Consider the following 16,025-nt stretch of genomic DNA (forward strand, 5'->3'; position numbering starts at 1 on the left):
GGATAAAAACAAAATAGAATTGGCTAGTAAAAAGATGAAACGTTGGTATCTACTTTATTGTAAACGTGGGGAGCAGGTTAGGGCGAAACAACACCTTGAAAACCAAGGTGTAGAATGCTTTTATCCAACTGTAGAAGTTGAGAAGATTTTGCGCGGTAAAAGACAAAAAGTCGAGGAGCCGCTGTTTCCTTGTTACGTATTCGCTTACTTTGATTATGAGCAAGGGCCAAACTTCACCTCAGTCCGCTCTACTCGAGGTGTTGTTGACTTTGTGCGTTTTGGTGCTCAACCGAAAGAAGTTCAAGGTGACTTGGTCTTCGAATTGATGCAGCTAGAAAAGTGTTGTAATGACAATACCGTTTCTGAATGTATGCCAAAACCAGGCGATCAAATTAGAGTTAAAAGCGGTCAATTTGCGGGCATAGATGCCATCTTCCAAGAACAAGATGGTGAGAAACGCTCAATTATGCTAGTTCAGATGATCACCAAGCGTGTGCCTGTCAGCATAGACAATAGTGATTTAGATTTAAAATAGCCTAATTCCATCAAACATAAAAAGAGGTGCAAAAGCACCTCTTTTTGATCGTATCTAATTTTCTGTCTGTTTTAAAAGGGTTGGACGAACCGACCCTTATCTTTATCGTAGAGAATTAGTATGAGTCGTTGTGAACGGTCTGTACTGCACGACCTGATGGGTCAACACAGTTTTGGAACGATTCATCCCATTCAATCGCCTTCGCTGAAGAACACGCTACTGAAGGGCCTCCTGGTACACACTCTGCTGCTGATGGAAGTGGGAATAACTCTTCAAAGATTTCACGGTACACGTAGCCTTCTTTTGTCGTTGGCGTGTTGTATGGGAATCGATATTGAGCTGTTTCCATCTGCTGGTCTGTCACTTTCTGTTCCGCGACTTCTTTCAGCGTATCGATCCAGCTGTAGCCAACGCCATCAGAGAATTGCTCTTTTTGACGCCATGCGATCGATTCTGGCAGGTAGTGCTCGAAGCACTCACGAAGGATGTGTTTCTCCATTTTACCGTTGCCACACATCTTGTCTGCTGGGTTCAAGCGCATTGCTACATCAATGAACTCTTTATCTAGGAAAGGTACGCGTCCTTCAACTCCCCATGCTGCCAGCGACTTGTTAGCACGAGCACAGTCGAACATGTTCAGAGCAAGCAGTTTACGCACTGTCTCCTCGTGGAACTCTTTCGCGTTTGGCGCTTTGTGGAAGTACAGGTAGCCACCAAAAATTTCGTCAGCGCCCTCACCAGACAATACCATCTTGATACCCATCGCTTTGATCTTACGACCCATTAAGAACATAGGTGTTGATGCGCGGATAGTCGTCACGTCATACGTTTCAATGTGGTAAATCACGTCACGAATCGCGTCCAAACCTTCTTGAATCGTGTACGTCATTTCGTGGTGAACGGTACCAATTTGGTCGGCAACTTCGCGAGCGGCTTTCAGGTCAGGCGCGCCTTCTAGGCCAACAGCAAAAGAGTGCAGTTGAGGCCACCAAGCTTCAGACTTTTCATCATCTTCAATACGCATCGCTGCAAAGCGTTTTGCTACCGCAGATGTAATAGAAGAATCTAGACCACCTGAAAGAAGCACACCGTAAGGCACGTCAGTCATTAGTTGGCGTTTAACAGCCGCTTCTAGCGCTTCCGTCAATTCTTCTTTGCTAGTGCTGTTACCTTGTACTGCTGCGTACTCGTTCCAGTCACGAACATAGTAACGTGTTGGCTGAGTATCTTTAGAGCTGTAGTAGCTACCAGGAGGGAATTCACTTACTGTTTTACATACTGGAACAAGAGCCTTCATCTCTGATGCCACATAGTAGTTACCATGCTCATCGTGACCTTGATAAAGAGGGATAATACCAATATGGTCACGGCCGACTAAATACTCATCTTTTTCTTCGTCGTATAGCACAAAAGCGAAAATACCGTTTAGTTCTTCAAGGAGATCTGCACCCATATCTTGGTAAAGTGCAAGAATGACTTCACAGTCTGAATCGGTTTGAAATTCGTACTTTCCTTCGTAACGAGCACGAATTTCTTTATGGTTGTAGATTTCACCATTGACGGCAAGGATGAGCTTCTTATCAGGGCTGTATAGCGGCTGTGCACCACTATTTAGACCAACAATCGCCAAGCGCTCGTGCGCTAAAATAGCACGCTCTGAAGAGTAAATCCCAGACCAGTCTGGGCCACGGTGACGAAGTTTTTTCGACATCTCTAATGCGATAGGGCGCAATGCGGCTGCATCGCTTTTAATGTCTAAAATGCCAAATACTGAACACATACTACATCCTTACTAAACTAAACAATTTCTAATCGGTATGGTTTAAATTTGCCATTACTAATAAAAAAAGCAACGTTTTGTGATTAAAAAAATGATAAAAGGCCTTGTTGCATGGAAAATATTTAACTCAACCGTTGTTTTGGTGAATGAGATCAAGGTTTGGTATAAAAACTATACAAAAAAGGCTTTCTATCAATAGAAAGCCTTCCGAAAAATATCAGTGCTGTTGCTTATTTAATTGGTGTGAATTTAGGTTGAAGTTGTTTACAGACGTGTCGAGCAAAACCGCTACCAGCTTCACTATAAATATTGAATGCTGCGTCAACGCCATTTTCAAGTAAGCCTTCCAATTGATCTGGGTATTCGGCGATAGCGGCAATTTGCCCCTTATATTTTCTGCGTTTAAGCTGCTCAAGTGCTGTTTGGTTACCTTGATGATGTGGCATTGCAAGCAGAACCAGTTTTACATGACCTGTATCTAAAATTCGCTCCCAGAAATCCGGGTCGGTGGCATCACCAGAAATCACATTTCTTCCCTCTGAACGATGATGATGTGCAGCGTCTTCACGAATTTCTATACCCAATGAAATTTTGCCATAGCGTGAACGTAGCTCATCATAAGCGCCGGTTCCAATACGCCCCATACCTAAGATCAATACTTGGGCATGACCTGGGTTGATGAGTTGGTCGCGTTGATTGAGCTTTTCTACCGCTGTCTCTTGCAGCCACTTACCTGAATGTTGATAAATTTTATGGCTAAGGCGGTTAAGTGGCGCGGAAATTACAAAGGATACCGACACCGCAACCGCAATCGCAGCAAGCATATCACTTGGCATCCAGCCCATTTTATAGGCCAACCCTGCAACAATAAGACCAAACTCACTGTAGTTAAATAGTGATAAAGAGGCGAGCAAAGAGGTACGTACTCGAAACTTAAAATGATTAATAGTGACGAAGTACAAGAGTCCTTTGATTGGTAGCAGTAAGATAAATAGCAGGGCGAGAACGACGCCATTCACGCTCAATGAGGCGGATAAACCAATGTTTAAAAAGAAGCAGACTAAAAAGAGCTCCTTCATATTGAATAATGACTTGGATAGTTCTGAGGCTTTTGGGTGACCTGCGAGTAGCATGCCTAAAATTAGCGCGCCCAAGTCTGGTTTCATCCCGACCAACTCGAATAGCCCAGCACCGATAACAAGCGCGAAGAAAATACCGAATAGCACTAGCATTTCGCCGTGGCCAACTTTATCGAGCAGCTTATAGAATAGAGGACGAAGGAAAGGCAGTGCGAACAAACCGATGGCATACCATTCTGGGACTTTTCCGGTTGAAGCAGTCAGGAATACTACGGCAAAAATATCTTGCATAACCAAGATACCGATCGCGAGTGTGCCGTAGGTCGCGTTCATTTCGCCTTTTTCTTGCAATGCTTTTACGGCAAAAACGGTACTAGAGAACGATAGTGCAAAAGCTAAAAGCAGGATTTGGCTGCCGTCCATACTGGCTAGCGAAGTCAAGCCCAGTAGTTTTAAGCCGGATAACGCTAGGGCAAAAAAAGCGGTAGAGAGTATGTTGTGGGCGGTTGCCCCTCCCCATATTTCTTTGGACAGCAGGGTTTTTACATCGAGTTTGAGTCCAATAGTAAACAGAAGAAGAGTAACACCAAGATCTGCGAGAGTGACGATAACGTCATTGCTTTGGTAACCAAATGCATGCAAGCCAAATCCAGCTAGTAGAAAACCAACGAGGGGAGGGAGGCTGCATTTAAGCGCAATAAAACCAGCTAAAAAAGCGGCTGTAATTAGAATAATTTCCATACTGTTAAGCTGTATTCCTGATATACAAAAACGGGCTGTGAAAACACAGCCCGAGATTGTAACTCAATTGGTTGTATAAACTTAGTCTTCCAGTAACTTTTGTAACAAAACTCCGTTCAGCATAGCGCGTTTAATCATCGCAAATGCGCCCATCGTTGGCTGCTTATCAATGTGAGAAGCCACGATAGGGAGGTCGTTATGGAAAGTTTTAAGAGATTGATTCTCTACATTGCGTTGAATTGCAGGGAAAACAATATCTTGTGCTGCAGTAATATCGCCAGCAATTACAATTTTCTGTGGATTAAATAAGTTAACCGTAATCGCAATCGCTTTACCTAGCTGGTTGCCCACTCGCACTAAACTCTGTTTCGCAAGTTCATCACCATTCATTGCGTGCTGACATACCGCTTCAATTGTGATGTTTTCAAGGTCGGTTAAGCTTGATTCGTATCCTTGAGTAATCAGTTGCTTCACTCGTTGAATAATCGCTGGGTTTGCAGCTACGGTTTCTAAACAGCCAAAGTTTCCACATTGGCATTGCTCACCAAGCGGGTCAATTTGGATATGACCAATTTCACCGACGTTGCGGTTAAAACCAAGAAAAACCTGGCCGTTAACGATAATACCTGCGCCAGTACCGCGGTGGACGCTAACCAAAATAGAATCCTGGCAGTCTTGGCTTGCTCCAAAGTAGTGCTCAGCCAACGCCATGCCACGTACGTCGTTGCCAACAAAGCATGCTGTATTAAACTTCTCTCCAACAATTTCACCGAGAGCAAGATTATCGATATCGGTATTAGGCATGTATTCGACCACGCCAGTTGTTGGGTTAACAAGGCCCGGTAAAGTGATGCCGATAGCGATGAGTTGATCAATTTTGTCTTCGCAACGGCTTACGAAATCTTTTAATAAATCGATAAGTCCTGCGATTAAGTCTGCTTGGTTAGTGTAGTGCAGTTCATGCTGATCTTCTGCCAGCGCGGTGCCACCTAAATCGTATAAACTGAACTGTACGTAATCTCGACCTAAGCGAACGGCAATCGAATGAAAAGGTTTGACTTCAGTAGTCAAAGAGATCGCACGACGACCACCAGTTGAAGCTTGTTGGGCGACCTCCTTAATAAGGCCGCGCTCTAAAAGTTGGCGGGTTATTTTGGTAACACTAGCAGGCGCGAGCTGACTCACGTCCGCGACTTGAATACGGGAGATAGGACCTTGCTGATCAATCAGCCTATATACCGCAGCGCTGTTAAGCTGTTTTACTAAATCTACATTACCAATCTGTCCGCCATTCATGCTTAATTTTGCTCGTATTGTCCGTTAACAACCGTCGCTTTTACTTTAAAGTCACGATCGAAAATAGTCAGGTTTGCAACCATCCCTTTTCGAACTCGGCCAAGGCGATCCTCAACACCAATTGCTGTTGCTGGGTATAACGTGGCCATTCGTAGAGCTTCGTCTAAAGCGATCCCCGCGTGCTCAACTGAATTCTGAACTGCTTCAATCATTGTCAAAGCTGAGCCGCCTAGCGTGCCATTTTCATCAACACACTTACCATCTCGGTAATATACTTTCTTACCGACAAAAATAAAGTGATCAATGTTAGCACCTGCTGGAGCTGTGGCATCCGTCACCAAAACAAGCTTTTCACCTTTGATTTTATGAGCAATTCGGATGTTTGCGTAGTCGACGTGAAAACCATCAGCAATAATGCCAGCATATACGTCAGGAGTATCGTAAATTGCACCAACAACTCCTGGTTCACGACCAACCATTGGTGTCATTGCATTAAAGAGGTGTGTAGCAAAAGTAATGCCTGCTTCAAAGCTTTTACGTGCTTCGGCGTAGGTTGCATTTGTGTGGCCAATTGAAACCACGATGCCAGCAGCCTTTAATCGCGCAATATGCTCTGGGTCGTTATGCTCAGGTGCTAGTGTTACTTTCGCTACGATATCGGCGTTTGCGCAGATAAGGTCGATCATGCTTTCGTCTGATGGGCGAATAAAATCGACGTTATGGATGCCTTTTTTCGCGACGTTAAGGTAAGGACCTTCGAGGTGTAAACCAAGCGATTGATTTTGATACTTGTTGTGGTACTCACGAGCTGCGGCAATTGCAGTTCGCATATCTTCATCAGATGACGTAATGAGTGTTGGCAGGAAGCTAGTACAGCCAGATTTGAGGTTTGCCTGGTGCATGATTTGCATGGTTTCAGGGGTAATTGCATCGTTTAGCATTACACCGCCACAACCGTTCAACTGCAGATCGATAAAGCCTGGACTTAGATTAGCGCCTGCAAGGTCTTTTACTTCGATGCTTTGAGGTAGCTCAGAAACCGGCACAATAGATTGAATAAGATCGTTTTCGATGATGACCGCATGATCGGTAAGAACATCACTACCGGTATAAATTTTACAGTTACTTAGCGCGTACATAGTCAGCTAGTCCTTATAGATGAGAATTCAATTTCTATATCGTTATCTAAGTAGAGACTGCTTCAGTCATATGGGTACTTAGTTTGTATCACTGAATTAGATAACGAGTCACATACAGCAAGTCGCGTTTTATCGATGTTATTGTCATAGTAACTAACTGAAAAGTAATAATTGTATGGTTTTTTATGATTCTTTTTCAGAGCAAAGTTACAGTGATTTACCCGCCTAGATACCAAAATAACACTGATTCTGCCTTGCATAAAGTGCGAGAATATTATCTTTAAAACGCCATTTTTTCGTATAATAAAATAAGTTTTATGATCTCGCTAGCAAAAACCTTCCGAAAGGGCAAATTGTGGTGATTATGATCACAAACGGTGAGCTTTTAATTTGCGGAGCAAAATTAATATCATAAACTTAGGATGACTAAATTGGACGGCTGAAATAAGTCATTCAACATAACATCTAATCCTATAGGGGGAACTTAAGGTGAACATTCTCGGATACTTCCAGAAGGTGGGTAAGGCGCTTATGGTGCCGGTTGCCACACTTCCTGCAGCAGCAATACTCATGGGTATTGGCTACTGGATCGACCCAAATGGCTGGGGCGCAAACAGTGCACTTGCTGCATTTCTTATTAAAGCTGGTGCAGCGATCATTGACAATATGTCAGTATTGTTCGCTGTTGGTGTTGCTTATGGAATGTCTAAAGACAAAGATGGCGCCGCTGCACTTTCAGGTTTCGTGGGCTTCTTAGTTGTCACAACGCTTTTGGCCCCTGGTGCAGTATCACAAATTCAAGGCATTGACCCAAGTGAAGTACCTGCTGCATTTGGTAAAATCAATAACCAGTTCGTAGGTATCTTGGTTGGTATTGTTTCTGCTGAGTTGTACAACCGTTTTTCTCACGTAGAGCTGCACAAAGCACTGGCGTTTTTCTCTGGCAAGCGTCTTGTACCGATCCTAACGTCTTTTGCTGGTATCGTTATTGCGTTCATCCTGATGTACGTTTGGCCATCAGTTTACGGCGGTCTGGTCAGTTTTGGCGAAAGCATTCAAGGTATGGGTGAAGCAGGTGCAGGTGTTTACGCATTCTTCAACCGTCTTCTAATTCCTGTTGGTCTGCACCATGCACTAAACTCAGTGTTCTGGTTTGATGTTGCTGGTATTAATGACATTCCAAACTTCCTTGGCGGTGCGAAATCATTAGCTGAAGGCACGGCAACGGTAGGTGTTACGGGGATGTACCAAGCGGGCTTCTTCCCAATCATGATGTTTGGTTTACCAGGCGCTGCTCTAGCGATGTACCATACTGCGAAATCAAAGAATAAAGAGAAAGTGGCATCTATCATGATTGCGGCTGCGTTTGCTTCATTCTTTACAGGTGTAACAGAACCACTTGAATTTGCATTCATGTTCCTTGCTCCAGGACTGTACGTTCTTCACGCAGCGCTGACTGGTCTATCAGTTTATATCGCGGCATCAATGCAGTGGATTGCAGGTTTCGGTTTCTCTGCTGGTTTAGTCGACTTAGTATTGTCAACTCGTAACCCGCTAGCGGTAAACTGGTACATGCTCATTGTACAAGGTCTTGGTTTCTTTGCGGTTTACTACTTCGTGTTCCGTACCGTGATTGTTAAGTTTGGCCTTAAAACACCGGGACGTGAAGATGATGAAGAAGCTTCATCTAACGTGGCTGGATCAAGCAATTCTTCTGAGCTTGCTCGTCAGTACTTGAAAGCACTTGGCGGTCATGACAACCTAAGTTCTATCGATGCCTGTATTACTCGTTTGCGCCTTTCTGTGAAAGATATGAGCGTTATCAATGAGAAAACTCTGAAAGATCTTGGAGCTATGGGAGTTGTGAAGCTAGGTACAAACAACCTACAAGTTATCCTTGGTCCACTAGCAGAGATTGTTGCTGGTGAGATGAAGAATGTATCTAAAGATGAAGACTTAAGTGGTGTTCAGTTACCAGCTTAACTGTTTAATAGTGGTGCGATTGTTTGTTATTGGTATTGCAAACAATTGATACTACAACATCGCAAAAGGCCTCCGCAGGAGGCCTTTTTTCGTTTAGGCCCTTTGAATCTGCTTTGCTTTCACGCCAACTCGATAAATATTGTCGTTTTAGAGCGAGTTCTTGTTGTCTAATTGCTTAGAATTGTGGATCATTAGGAACAATGTACTCTGTGAAACCATACTTGGATACAGGGTTCCGTTTTCTCTGACAATACTAATATTTTTGAGGTGCTATAGATGAGTGAAGCTGATGCTCGTCCATCAAACTTTATTCGCCAGATCATTGATAAAGATCTAGCGGATGGTAAACACACTAGCGTGCATACTCGATTCCCGCCGGAGCCAAATGGCTACCTGCATATCGGTCATGCTAAGTCTATCTGTTTGAACTTCGGTATTGCTCAGGACTACCAGGGTCAATGTAATCTGCGTTTCGACGATACAAACCCTGAAAAAGAAGACATCGAATACGTTGAGTCTATCAAGAAAGATGTAAACTGGTTGGGCTTTGAGTGGAGTGGTGAAGTATGTTACTCATCAAACTACTTCGATAAGCTTTACGAATATGCAATTGAATTGATTAACAAAGGCTTAGCGTATGTAGATGAGCTAAGTCCAGAGCAAATTCGTGAATACCGCGGCACACTAAAGGCGCCAGGTAAACCAAGTCCATACCGTGACCGTTCTGTTGAAGAGAACTTGGCGTTGTTTGAAAAAATGCGCGCTGGTGAATTTGAAGAAGGTAAAGCGTGTCTTCGTGCTAAAATCGACATGGGTTCTTCATTCATGGTCATGCGCGATCCAGTTTTATACCGTGTGCGTTTTGCTACGCACCACCAAACTGGTGATAAGTGGTGCATTTACCCAATGTACGACTTTACGCACTGTATTTCTGATGCATTAGAAGGCATTACGCACTCTATTTGTACGCTTGAATTCATGGATAACCGTCGTCTGTACGATTGGGTTCTAGACAACATCACGATCGAAAGCCGTCCACATCAATACGAGTTCAGTCGTTTAAACCTTGAATACACAGTGATGTCTAAGCGTAAGCTTAACCAGCTAGTTACTGAAAAACTGGTTAATGGTTGGGATGATCCACGTATGCCGACTGTCTCAGGTCTGCGTCGTCGTGGCTTCACACCTGCATCTATTCGTGAGTTTTGTAAGCGTATTGGTGTAACGAAGCAAGAAAATATGATCGAGTTTAGTTCATTAGAATCTTGTATTCGTGATGACCTAAACGAGAACGCTCCGCGTGCAATGGCTGTACTGGATCCTGTTAAAGTTGTTATCGAAAACTTTGAAGCAGGCGCAGTAGAAAACTTGACAGTTGCCAACCACCCAAATAAACCTGAAATGGGCGTGCGTGAAGTGCCATTCACGCGTGAATTGTGGATTGAGCGTGAAGACTTCCGTGAAGAAGCGAACAAAAAGTACAAGCGTTTAGTGCTAGGTAAAGAAGTTCGTTTACGTGGTGCTTACGTGATCAAAGCTGAGCGCGTTGAAAAAGATGCCGAAGGCAACATCACAACGATCTTCTGTTCTTACGATGCAGATACGCTAGGTAAAAACCCAGCAGATGGTCGTAAAGTGAAAGGCGTTATTCATTGGGTGTCAGCTGATAAAGCTCTTCCAGCGGAAATTCGTCTGTACGATCGTTTATTTACGGTGCCAAACCCAGGCGCAGCGGAAGATTTTGCTTCTACTATCAACCCTGAATCATTAGTTGTGATCAATGGCTTTGTCGAGCCTAGCCTAGCTTCTGCAGAAGCAGAAAAAGGTTACCAGTTTGAACGTATGGGTTACTTCTGTGCAGACTCGAAAGACTCTTCAGCAGATAATCTAGTATTCAACCGCACGGTCGGTCTACGTGATACCTGGGCAAAAATTGAGAATCAATAATCTCGATTAATGCTGAGAATGATGAAAAAATGCCAGCAAACGCTGGCATTTTTTATACCTACTCCCACAGAGCGCTATATAGATGTGCAAGACTGTGGAGAAAAAGATGGGCGTTTAGTAGCTTTTGTTCTGTAACCAAAGTGCTGACGTCTAAGGTACTGACTTCTAGAAACAAAAAACGCCAGCATGTGCTGACGTTTACTTTTTAAATTAACAAACCCTTATTTTTTCGGTTTGTGTGCATCTGGATTGTCTTTACAACCACCATCGCTACACTTGCCGTACAAGTATAAGCTGTGGTTTGTTAGTGTGACATTGTACTTAGCTGCAATCTCTTTTTGACGTTCTTCAATAAGATCGTCAGAAAATTCAATTACCTCACCACAGTCTAGGCACACTAGGTGGTCGTGGTGATGTTGAGTCGATAATTCGAAGACTGACTTTCCACCTTCAAAGTGGTGACGAGTTACAATACCAGCATCGTCGAACTGGTTTAGAACTCGGTAAACAGTTGCTAGGCCAATTTCTTCACCTAGATCAATCAACTTTTTGTACAAATCTTCAGCACTGATGTGCTGGCAGTCTGGCTGCTGAAGTACTTCTAGAATTTTTAGCCTCGGAAGGGTTACTTTTAAACCCGCATCCTTCAGCGCCTGATTATTATCTGACATATACTTTCCCGTTGGATCATCTGCAGCGATTTAACAGAATTCAATCTTCCTACCATTATAGGATAAGCGTTCGGAACATTAAACCACGAACTTCAAAGGGTTAATAGAATCTTTTTGTAAATTAGAAACAGGTCCATTATATTACAGCTCTGACCAGTTACAATTGTGTAACATTAAGCTTGGAGAGGGCAGGGATAGCGATGAATAGGCGACTAGCGAAGATATACAAACCAGGAATTGTAAAGTTCGCACTCAATATTTGGCCTCCTTTTTGGGGGGCGGGTATTAAAATCTTACATATTTCTCAAGACTTCCGTACTGTAAAGGTACGTTTAAAGCTTCGCTGGTGGAATAAAAATGCCAATCGCACCCAATATGGCGGCAGTATTTTCTCTTTAACTGATCCTATTTACTCGTTGATGCTGATGGGGATTCTACGAGAGGAATATTATGTGTGGGATAAAGAGGCAAGCATTAACTTTATTAAGCCGGGGCAAAGTGATTTGTTTGCAGAATTTGAGGTCACTGAAGGGATGCTGGAAAACATTTATCAAATGACACGGAATGGAGAAAAGTGTTTTCCTGAGTTTATTACTCATGTAAAAGATAAACAGGGGAATGTGGTTTCAGAGGTTCAACGCAAGCTTTATGTAAGAAAGAAACCTCAGTATCGCGAAGAGGAAGTACTTACCGATGCTGTGTGACAATACATACAAAAAGACCTCCAAGTGGAGGTCTTTGCATCATTCAATTTGATTAGCCTTCTAGCTCAGCTAAACACATCTCTTCATAGATCTGTTTAACCCAGCTTTCAACACGCTCGTCAGTCAATTCTGGTTGGCGGTCTTCATCAATACATAGACCTACGAATTGGCTTTCGTCACCTTCAACAAGTGCTTTAGACGCTTCAAATTCGTAGCCTTCTGTCGAGGTATGGCCAAGAATTGTGCCGCCTTTAGACTCAACGATATCACGGACTGTGCCCATCGCGTCACAGAAGTATTCTGCGTAGTCTTCTTGGTCGCCACAGCCAAAGATAGCCACTAGCTTAGTAGAGAAGTCGATTTGCTCAAGTTCAGGGAAGAAGTCATCCCAATCACATTGTGCTTCGCCGTAGTACCAAGTTGGGATACCTAGAAGAAGAAGATCGAAGTTATCAATGTCTTCTTTGCTGCTTTTCGCGATGTCTTGAACGTGAACTAGATGTTTACCTAGTTGCTTTTGAATCATCTTTGCAACGGCTTCAGTATTACCTGTGTCGCTACCGAAGAAGATACCTACACTTGCCATAGAGTCTATACCTTTACATTGTTTGTTATTGGCGATGCTACTAAGGGTTTAACCTAACCCTGAGCCTTCCCAAGTTAGCTGAATTACACCTTTTGCAATAAAGCCAGCACAGCCTAGGAAAAGGACTAACCACACAATACGACGACCAAAAACAGGTACATTGCCTTGCTTTAGCACATCTTTTATCGCCATCCCGATGAAAAAAAAGATAGCAGCAAAAAGAAGATCGAGCCCAATAGACTCGAGCATATCCATATAGTCGTAAAGCATTTTAGCCCTTCATGCCGAAAAATCTTGGGCGCACTATACCACTGTTAAACGGTAAAGTTAATGCACTACAAGAAGGGTTATTTCAATAATCTAGTGTTGCTTTTCGAATTTGTTAACTCGAAATGTATTTTCGAATGACTCTCATTACTTCTGTCGGTTTCTCGGCGTGTAACCAGTGACCAGTGCCAGCGATAATGTGTGCTTTAGCATGGTTAAATTGTCGCTTCACTGCCGGCTGATGTTCTGGCATTAAGTACTCAGAGTCGCCGCCTTTGATAAATAAAGTTGGGATATCTGTTGGTGTGATTTCTTGCCAGCCAATAATTTGGTCATAATTCTCAAAAAGGCTCGGTACGTTAAACCGCCAATCCATCTTATCGCCATTTTTGTACAGTGATTTAGAGAGAAATTGTCTTACACCATCGAGTTCAATATGTTGAGCTAGGATATCCATGGCTTGCTGTCGATTTGCTGGTTTTTCATTAATAACAGCATGTAAGCCGTTAAAAACATTATCGTGACGGTTCGTAGTGTAGGCAACAGGCGCCATGTCGAGAACGACTAACTGCTTGACTACATTTGGCGCAATGTCCACAAGAGCCATCGCGACTTTTCCGCCCATGGAGTGACCAATAACAATAGATGGCTCAACGTTTAAGTGCTGAAGGAGCTGAGCCACATCTTTTGCCATATCGGTATAGTTATGGACTTCGGAGTGGAAAGAGAGGCCGTGATTTCTCAGATCAATACTGATCACCGTGTGATCTTTAATAAGATCGCGGGCGAGTAGACCCAGATTACTTAAACTACCAAACAATCCGTGAATCAAAACAACTGTTTGGCCTTGGCCTTCCTGCTTATAGTTGAGTAATGCTGACATTTTATCTTATTCGTGATGGGTTTAACGTGGAGTATCCGCGTGGATCTCGTTATAATCCCCCAGAGTTTAAACATTGAGAATGTGAAAAGCGAATGAAAACAATTGAGGTTGATGAGGATCTATACCGTTATATAGCTAGTCAAACTAAGCATATCGGTGAAAGCGCCTCGGATATTTTGCGACGCCTTTTAAACCTTGATGGTCAGTTGCAGGAAGCTAAAGCCGCGCCTGTAGTAGAGAAGCCACAAGGGATTGTAGTAAGTAAAGATGCGGGTAAAACGGAATCTGTTGATGTAGTGAAAGAAATGCGTTCGCTGCTTATTTCTGATGAGTTTGCCGGTCTAAAAAAAGCGATTGATCGCTTTATGTTGGTATTATCGACCTTACATAAATTGAATCCAGAAGGTTTCGCCCAGGCTACGAATGTAAAAGGACGCAAACGCGTGTACTTTGCAGATAATGAAGAAACCTTGCTAGCAAACGGTAATACGACCAAGCCAAAAGCCATTCCTGGCACACCGTTTTGGGTTATCACGAATAACAATACAAGTCGTAAAAGACAGATGGTTGAACAAGTGATGGCACACATGGGGTTCCAACCTGACTTAATAGAAAAAGTAACAGGTTCAATCTAAGAAACCTGATAGAAGCCTCATAATGCGTCGCAGTGAGCGGATATTATGAGGCTTTTTTAATTTTATTTGTATTTAAAGAAAGGATGTCAAACATGGCTATGCACCCTCGTGCTGGGCAAAAAGCGCAGCAGGAAGATCTTCACAATATCCCAGCACTCGTTGCTAACTACTTCTTACTTCAACCAGACGCGGCAAACGCAGAACACAAAGTTCAATTTGGTACTTCTGGCCACCGCGGTACTGCAGACAAGCACACTTTTAACGAAAACCACATTTTAGCGATCGCTCAAGCGGTAGCAGAAGTTCGTGCTGAGCAAGGCACAATTGGCCCGTTGTTTGTGGGTAAAGACACGCATGCGCTATCTGAGCCTGCTTTTTCAAGTGTGATTGAAGTATTGATTGCAAATGGTGTGAAAGTGATTGTCCAACAAGACAACGGTTACACGCCAACACCGGGTATTTCACACGCGATTCTGACTTACAACATCAAACACGATGAAAAAGCAGACGGTATCGTTATTACCCCATCACATAACCCACCACAAGACGGCGGTATCAAATACAATCCGACACATGGTGGTCCTGCAGAAGCAGAGTTGACTCAAGCTATCGAAGATCGTGCGAACGAACTGATTGCTGAAGGTTTACAAGGTGTGAAACGCCTACCACTAGCAGAAGCAAAAGCATCGGATCTGTTTGTAGAGATGGACTTGGTGAAGCCATACATCGATGACCTGGTGAACGTTATCGATATGGAAGCAATCCAAAAAGCGAACCTGAAGATTGGTGTAGATCCATTGGGTGGCAGCGGTATCGATTACTGGCGTCAAATTGGTCAGGCATACAACCTAGACCTAACGCTAGTAAGTGAATCGATCGATCCTTCTTTCCAATTCATGTCGCTAGATAAAGACGGCGTTGTGCGTATGGACTGTTCTTCTCCTTACGCAATGGCGGGTCTATTGGCACTGAAAGACGAATACGATTTAGCATTTGGTAACGATCCTGACTACGACCGTCACGGTATCGTTACGCCAAAAGGTTTGATGAACCCGAACCACTTCTTAGCCGTTTGTATTGACTACTTGTACCGTCATCGTGACGAGTGGGGTAAAGATGTCGCTGTTGGTAAAACACTAGTTTCAAGTGCGCTGATTGACCGTGTTGTTGCGGATCTAGGTCGTGAGCTATGTGAAGTGCCTGTTGGTTTCAAATGGTTTGTAGACGGTCTGTACACTGGTAAGTTTGGTTTCGGCGGCGAAGAAAGTGCTGGTGCGTCATTCCTTCGTAAAGATGGCACGCCTTGGTCAACAGACAAAGATGGCATCTTGCTATGCCTTCTAGCAGCAGAGATCACTGCGGTAACGGGTAAGAACCCTCAAGATTACTATGAAGAGCTAGCGGCGAAGCACGGTGAGTCGAAGTACAACCGTATTCAAGCTGTAGCAAATGGCCCACAAAAAGACGTATTGAAGAAGTTGTCACCAGAAATGGTTGCGGCTGAAACTCTAGCAGGTGATGCGATCACTGCTCGTCTAACGCATGCACCAGGCAATGGTGCTGCGATTGGTGGCCTTAAAGTAACGACAGCTAACGGTTGGTTCGCTGCTCGTCCATCAGGTACAGAAGATATCTACAAGATTTACTGTGAAAGCTTCAAAGGTGAAGAACATCTGAAACAAATCGAAGCTGAAGCACAAGAAATAGTTAATCAAGTATTTGCAGCCGCTGGTTTGTAAAACATCCAATGGTCAATGTATCTAGCAAAGGGTTGATGTG

General features: G+C 43.5%; 14 protein-coding genes. 6 read left to right on the plus strand and 8 right to left on the minus strand.

Annotated elements, in window-relative coordinates; genetic code table 11:
- Window positions 1-34: 34 nt before the first annotated feature.
- Window positions 35-535: a transcription/translation regulatory transformer protein RfaH gene (rfaH, locus tag R7P64_RS16415; RefSeq protein ID WP_005382098.1), complete on the plus strand. Its 501-nt coding sequence runs from the start codon at window positions 35-37 to the stop codon at window positions 533-535.
- Window positions 536-650: 115 nt separating this feature from the next.
- On the opposite strand, the gene asnB is transcribed toward rfaH, so the two are convergent.
- From asnB to nagA, 4 genes are all read right to left on the minus strand, one after another.
- Window positions 651-2,315 carry an asparagine synthase B gene (gene asnB / locus R7P64_RS16420; RefSeq protein WP_005382100.1) on the minus strand — a complete coding sequence of 555 codons (1,665 nt, stop codon included), beginning with the start codon at window positions 2,313-2,315 and terminating at the stop codon, window positions 651-653.
- Between the two features lie 230 nt (window positions 2,316-2,545).
- Window positions 2,546-4,135: a cation:proton antiporter family protein gene (locus R7P64_RS16425; protein WP_047102890.1), complete on the minus strand. Its 1,590-nt coding sequence runs from the start codon at window positions 4,133-4,135 to the stop codon at window positions 2,546-2,548.
- Between the two features lie 81 nt (window positions 4,136-4,216).
- Window positions 4,217-5,431 (minus strand): DNA-binding transcriptional regulator NagC, encoded by a 1,215-nt coding sequence (nagC, locus tag R7P64_RS16430; RefSeq protein ID WP_005382105.1) that lies wholly within the window; start codon window positions 5,429-5,431, stop codon window positions 4,217-4,219.
- A 2-nt stretch (window positions 5,432-5,433) separates the two neighbouring features.
- A complete protein-coding gene (gene nagA, locus R7P64_RS16435) occupies window positions 5,434-6,570 on the minus strand; it encodes an N-acetylglucosamine-6-phosphate deacetylase (RefSeq protein WP_005384983.1) in 1,137 nt (378 codons plus the stop codon).
- A 489-nt stretch (window positions 6,571-7,059) separates the two neighbouring features.
- Here nagA and nagE point away from each other — a divergent pair, with 489 nt between their 5' ends.
- Entirely contained in the window at window positions 7,060-8,553 is a 1,494-nt protein-coding gene (gene nagE / locus R7P64_RS16440) for an N-acetylglucosamine-specific PTS transporter subunit IIBC (protein WP_005384985.1), read from the plus strand.
- 276 nt (window positions 8,554-8,829) lie between these two features.
- The gene (gene glnS / locus R7P64_RS16445) at window positions 8,830-10,500 is read left to right on the plus strand and encodes a glutamine--tRNA ligase (RefSeq protein WP_005382124.1); all 1,671 of its coding nucleotides are present in this window, start codon (window positions 8,830-8,832) and stop codon (window positions 10,498-10,500) included.
- 221 nt (window positions 10,501-10,721) lie between these two features.
- Here glnS and fcrX read toward each other — a convergent pair whose 3' ends face one another.
- Window positions 10,722-11,171 carry a ferric iron uptake transcriptional regulator FcrX gene (fcrX, locus tag R7P64_RS16450; RefSeq protein ID WP_005382141.1) on the minus strand — a complete coding sequence of 150 codons (450 nt, stop codon included), beginning with the start codon at window positions 11,169-11,171 and terminating at the stop codon, window positions 10,722-10,724.
- A 200-nt stretch (window positions 11,172-11,371) separates the two neighbouring features.
- On the opposite strand from fcrX, the gene R7P64_RS16455 reads away from it, so the two are divergent.
- Window positions 11,372-11,875 (plus strand): DUF4442 domain-containing protein, encoded by a 504-nt coding sequence (locus R7P64_RS16455; RefSeq protein ID WP_005382144.1) that lies wholly within the window; start codon window positions 11,372-11,374, stop codon window positions 11,873-11,875.
- 52 nt (window positions 11,876-11,927) lie between these two features.
- Here R7P64_RS16455 and fldA read toward each other — a convergent pair whose 3' ends face one another.
- The 3 genes from fldA to R7P64_RS16470 form a co-directional block, all read right to left on the minus strand.
- Window positions 11,928-12,461 carry a flavodoxin FldA gene (gene fldA, locus R7P64_RS16460; protein WP_005382146.1) on the minus strand — a complete coding sequence of 178 codons (534 nt, stop codon included), beginning with the start codon at window positions 12,459-12,461 and terminating at the stop codon, window positions 11,928-11,930.
- A 48-nt stretch (window positions 12,462-12,509) separates the two neighbouring features.
- Window positions 12,510-12,731: a DUF2788 domain-containing protein gene (locus tag R7P64_RS16465; protein ID WP_005393038.1), complete on the minus strand. Its 222-nt coding sequence runs from the start codon at window positions 12,729-12,731 to the stop codon at window positions 12,510-12,512.
- 112 nt (window positions 12,732-12,843) lie between these two features.
- Window positions 12,844-13,611: an alpha/beta fold hydrolase gene (locus tag R7P64_RS16470; RefSeq protein ID WP_182039198.1), complete on the minus strand. Its 768-nt coding sequence runs from the start codon at window positions 13,609-13,611 to the stop codon at window positions 12,844-12,846.
- Window positions 13,612-13,703: 92 nt separating this feature from the next.
- Between R7P64_RS16470 and seqA the strand changes: the two genes are divergently transcribed.
- On the plus strand, window positions 13,704-14,246 hold the full coding sequence (gene seqA / locus R7P64_RS16475) for a replication initiation negative regulator SeqA (RefSeq protein ID WP_005382149.1): 543 nt from the start codon (window positions 13,704-13,706) through the stop codon (window positions 14,244-14,246).
- A 92-nt stretch (window positions 14,247-14,338) separates the two neighbouring features.
- The gene (pgm, locus tag R7P64_RS16480) at window positions 14,339-15,985 is read left to right on the plus strand and encodes a phosphoglucomutase (alpha-D-glucose-1,6-bisphosphate-dependent) (protein WP_017634813.1); all 1,647 of its coding nucleotides are present in this window, start codon (window positions 14,339-14,341) and stop codon (window positions 15,983-15,985) included.
- Window positions 15,986-16,025: the final 40 nt, after the last annotated feature.

Origin of the sequence: Vibrio sp. 2304 (assembly GCF_033339475.1) — a bacterium.
In the GTDB taxonomy this organism is placed as follows: domain Bacteria; phylum Pseudomonadota; class Gammaproteobacteria; order Enterobacterales; family Vibrionaceae; genus Vibrio; species Vibrio alginolyticus.

Bases quoted from the DNA above. Each gene is read 5' to 3' on its own strand.
- rfaH (WP_005382098.1), top strand. From the start codon at position 35: ATGAAACGTTGGTATCTACTTTATTGTAAACGTGGGGAGCAGGTTAGG.
- asnB (WP_005382100.1), bottom strand. From the start codon at position 2,315: ATGTGTTCAGTATTTGGCATTTTAGACATTAAAAGCGATGCAGCCGCA.
- R7P64_RS16425 (WP_047102890.1), bottom strand. From the start codon at position 4,135: ATGGAAATTATTCTAATTACAGCCGCTTTTTTAGCTGGTTTTATTGCG.
- nagC (WP_005382105.1), bottom strand. From the start codon at position 5,431: ATGAATGGCGGACAGATTGGTAATGTAGATTTAGTAAAACAGCTTAAC.
- nagA (WP_005384983.1), bottom strand. From the start codon at position 6,570: ATGTACGCGCTAAGTAACTGTAAAATTTATACCGGTAGTGATGTTCTT.
- glnS (WP_005382124.1), top strand. From the start codon at position 8,830: ATGAGTGAAGCTGATGCTCGTCCATCAAACTTTATTCGCCAGATCATT.
- fcrX (WP_005382141.1), bottom strand. From the start codon at position 11,171: ATGTCAGATAATAATCAGGCGCTGAAGGATGCGGGTTTAAAAGTAACC.
- R7P64_RS16455 (WP_005382144.1), top strand. From the start codon at position 11,372: ATGAATAGGCGACTAGCGAAGATATACAAACCAGGAATTGTAAAGTTC.
- fldA (WP_005382146.1), bottom strand. From the start codon at position 12,461: ATGGCAAGTGTAGGTATCTTCTTCGGTAGCGACACAGGTAATACTGAA.
- R7P64_RS16465 (WP_005393038.1), bottom strand. From the start codon at position 12,731: ATGCTTTACGACTATATGGATATGCTCGAGTCTATTGGGCTCGATCTT.
- R7P64_RS16470 (WP_182039198.1), bottom strand. From the start codon at position 13,611: ATGTCAGCATTACTCAACTATAAGCAGGAAGGCCAAGGCCAAACAGTT.
- seqA (WP_005382149.1), top strand. From the start codon at position 13,704: ATGAAAACAATTGAGGTTGATGAGGATCTATACCGTTATATAGCTAGT.
- pgm (WP_017634813.1), top strand. From the start codon at position 14,339: ATGGCTATGCACCCTCGTGCTGGGCAAAAAGCGCAGCAGGAAGATCTT.